Below are 3,315 nucleotides of genomic sequence, written 5' to 3'. Positions count from 1 at the left end.
CTCGCTGGGCCGGACGCCGGCGCCGATCAGCTCGCCGATCCGCCGCGCGGCACCCTCGGCCTCGGCGGGTTCGTCGGGATACTCGGTGAAGACGGGCTCGGGCCCCGGGCCGCGCTGGGAGACGAGTTCCAGGCGGTGGTCGGCGGCACGGCCGCGCGCCTGGGCGAGCAGCCCGTTGGCGAGGCGGACCACCTGGGGGGTCGAGCGGTAGTCGCGGACCAGTTTCACGACGGTGGCGCCCGGGTGCTTGATGCGGAAGTCGAGCAGGTGGTCGGGGGTCGCCCCGGTGAACGAGTAGATCGTCTGGCTGGCGTCGCCGACCACGCACAGGTTCTCCCGGTCGCCGAGCCAGAGCTCCAGCAGCCGCTGCTGGAGCGGGCTGACGTCCTGGTACTCGTCGACGACGAAGTGCTGGTACTGGGCGCGGACCTGTTCCGCGATGTCCTGGCGGTCCTGGAGCACGGCCACGGTGAGCAGCAGGACGTCCTCGAAGTCGATGACCCCCCGCTCCCGCTTGAGGTCCTCGTAGGCGGCGTAGAGCTGGGCGATCTCGGCGGGGTCACGGGGCGCCTCGCGCGCGGCCTTGGCGACGGCGGGCGGGTAGTCGGCGGGAACGGTCTGGGTGACCTTGGACCACTCGATCTCGGCGGTGACGTCCCGCAGCTCGCCCCGGTCGAGCCGGACGCGGCAGGCGGCGGCCGCGTCGGCGACGAGCTGGATCTTGCGGTCGACCAGTCGGGGCAGGGGGCCACCGACCGCTTTCGGCCAGAAGTACTGGAGCTGGCGGAGCGCCGCCGAGTGGAAGGTGCGGGCCTGGACCCCCGTGGCGCCGAGCTGGCGCAGCCGCCCGCGCATCTCCCCGGCGGCGCGGTGGGTGAAGGTGACGGCGAGCACGCTGGAGGGCTGGAGGATCCCGGCGCGCACCCCGTAGGCGATCCGGTGGGTGATCGCCCTGGTCTTGCCGGTACCGGCGCCCGCCAGCACGCACACCGGGCCGTGCAGGGCGGTGGCGACCTCGCGCTGTTCGGGGTCGAGCCCTTCGAGCACCGCGTCGGCCGAGTCCGGTACCCGCGGGAAGAGAGGGGAGTGCGTTGCTGCTGTCACACGGCCATGCTGCCAGGTCGCCGGAGACGGCCGAGCCGGTTGTCCACAGGTGTGCCCCCGCGGTCGTACCGATGCGACGGGCATCACGTCCTCGTGCGGCGGGCACCCCGTCCGGTGCGGGCGAGGGCCGTGTCACGCCGGGGGAGATCGCGTCACGGGGGCGGGGCGGGCCGTGGCCCCGGGAATGGTGGCGCTTTCAAGTACGTTCCTCCTTGACGAGGACATTCCCGAGTCGCCGAAGGAGCGCGAGAGACATGCCGGGCACCGTGACGATGTACAGCACCACGTGGTGCGGATACTGCCGCCGTCTGAAGGGTCAGATGGACCGCGAGGGCATCGCGTACACCGAGATCAACATCGAGCAGGACCCGGACTCCGCGGCCTTCGTGGAGAAGGCGAACGGGGGGAACCAGACCGTTCCGACCGTCCTCTTCGAGGACGGCTCGACGCTCACCAACCCGTCGTTGGCGCAGGTGAAGCAGAAGATCGGCGTCTGAGCGGACGGTTCACCCGGAGCGGGGCGGGCGTTCCCGGCCGAGGGCCCGGCCAGGGCCCGGTCGCGGAACGCCCGCCCCGCTCCGTCGCTGTACGGCAAACACCGCGCAGCGGGCGGCGGCGCGGGTCAGAAGGCGGTGCGGGTCGGGAGGGGCTTGCCGTACCAGCGCTCGATCAGGCGGGCCGCGATCGAGATGCCGTAGGGCGGGAGCATCTCGCCGGACTCGAACGCGGCGCCCAGCTGGTCCCGGGAGAACCAGCGGGCCTCGTGGATCTCGTCACCGTCGACGGTGATGTCGGTCGAGGTGGCGCGGGCGACGAAGCCCAGCATGAGGCTGGAGGGGAACGGCCAGGGCTGGCTGGCGACGTACTCGACCTCGCCGACGCTGATGCCGACCTCCTCGTGGACCTCGCGGCGCACCGACTGCTCGATGGACTCCCCCGGCTCGACGAAGCCGGCGAGCGTCGAGAAGCGGCCCTCGGGCCAGTGGACCTGGCGGCCGAGCAGGATGCGGTCCCGGTCGTCGATCACGGACATGATCACCGCGGGGTCGGTGCGCGGGTAGTGCTCGGCGCCGCAGGCCGGGCAGCGGCGGATGTGGCCGGCCGCGGCGATGACGGTGCGCTCGCCGCAGCGGGAGCAGAAGCGGTGGAGCCGCTGCCAGTTCTCCAGGGCGACCGCGTGCACCATCAGGCCCGCGTCGCGGGGGGACAGGAACAGGCCCGCCTCGCGCAGGCCGGCCGGGCGGGCGGAGTCGTCCATGCGGCCCGGCAGGGCGTCCTTCTGCAGGGCGAAGTAGCTGACGCCGTCCTCGTCGGTGCCCAGGAAGTAGCGGTGTGCTTCGGTGAGCGGCGCCTCGAAGGAGGGCGTCATGACGAGTTCGGTGCGGCCGTCGGCCGTCTCGTCGATGAGGACCTGGCCGCCGGAGACCACGAAGCAGCGCGTCGAGGGGTGGCTCCAGGCCGCCGCGAGCCATGCTTCGTCGAGCCGGTGGTGGGCGGCGCGGTTGATGCCGCTCGGGGCGGTGAGCGAGACGGGGCGGTCGGCGGTGTGGTCGGTCCAGGTGGTCACGGGTGCTTCCAACTCCCCCGGTGAAACGGATGGGATCGGCGGTCGGTTCGGCGGGTCGTACGGGCGGGGGACGACCGGACCCGGTGGCGCGCGCGGCGGCGGGGTGCTTCCAGTGTGCCCCGCGCGGGCGGCCCGGGCCGGACGGCCCGGGAGCGTTCAGGGCACGTGCCGCCAGTGCTCGGCGAGGTCGTTCCAGAGGTGTGCGGAGGCTTCGGCGCCCTTGAGGAGCAGGTCCAGTTCGACCTTCTCGTCGGGGGCGTGCCAGCCGTCGGACGGGACGGAGATGCCGAGGAAGAGCACGGGGGCGCCGAGCACGCCCTGGAGGTCGGCGGCCGGTCCGGAGCCGCCCTCGCGCGTGAAGCGGACGGGTGTGCCGAAGGCGCGGCCCATGGCGCGGGCCACGGACTCGAGGGCGGGGTGGTCCAGGGGGGTGAGGCACGGGCGGGTGGCGGGGCTGAAGGCGATCTCGCACCGGATGCCGTCGGGGATCTGTCCGGCCACCCAGTCGCGGACGGCCTTCTCGATGCGGCCGGGATCCTGTCCCGCGACCAGCCGGAAGGACAGTTTGACCATGGCGGAGGACGGGATGATCGTCTTGCTGCCGGGGCCCTGGTAGCCGCCGCCGAGGTCAACGGCATCGGCGG

At 73.0% G+C, this 3,315-nt stretch carries 4 protein-coding genes; 1 reads left to right on the top strand and 3 read right to left on the bottom strand.

All coding sequences use genetic code 11. From position 1 onward, the window contains the following. Positions 1 to 1,188: ATP-dependent helicase (locus AOK18_RS07460; protein WP_157865051.1), on the bottom strand; the 1,188-nt coding region annotated here is incomplete at its 3' end. Positions 1,189 to 1,358: 170 nt separating this feature from the next. Here AOK18_RS07460 and AOK18_RS07455 point away from each other — a divergent pair. Continuing rightward, positions 1,359 to 1,601, top strand: a complete 243-nt coding sequence (locus tag AOK18_RS07455; RefSeq protein WP_055573147.1) for a mycoredoxin — start codon at positions 1,359 to 1,361, stop codon at positions 1,599 to 1,601. 125 nt (positions 1,602 to 1,726) lie between these two features. Here AOK18_RS07455 and nudC read toward each other — a convergent pair whose 3' ends face one another. Both nudC and AOK18_RS07445 read right to left on the bottom strand, forming a co-directional pair. Beyond that, the gene (gene nudC, locus AOK18_RS07450) at positions 1,727 to 2,671 is read right to left on the bottom strand and encodes an NAD(+) diphosphatase (RefSeq protein ID WP_055573148.1); all 945 of its coding nucleotides are present in this window, start codon (positions 2,669 to 2,671) and stop codon (positions 1,727 to 1,729) included. Positions 2,672 to 2,827: 156 nt separating this feature from the next. Next, positions 2,828 to 3,315 (bottom strand): M20/M25/M40 family metallo-hydrolase (locus AOK18_RS07445; protein ID WP_157865050.1); only part of this gene is annotated, 488 nt, incomplete at its 5' end.

It is taken from the genome of Streptomyces prasinopilosus, assembly GCF_001419695.1.
GTDB classification, from domain to species: domain Bacteria; phylum Actinomycetota; class Actinomycetes; order Streptomycetales; family Streptomycetaceae; genus Streptomyces; species Streptomyces prasinopilosus.
The sequence above is the reverse complement of the archived record's forward strand: the minus strand, read 5'-3'. Positions and strand labels throughout refer to the sequence as shown.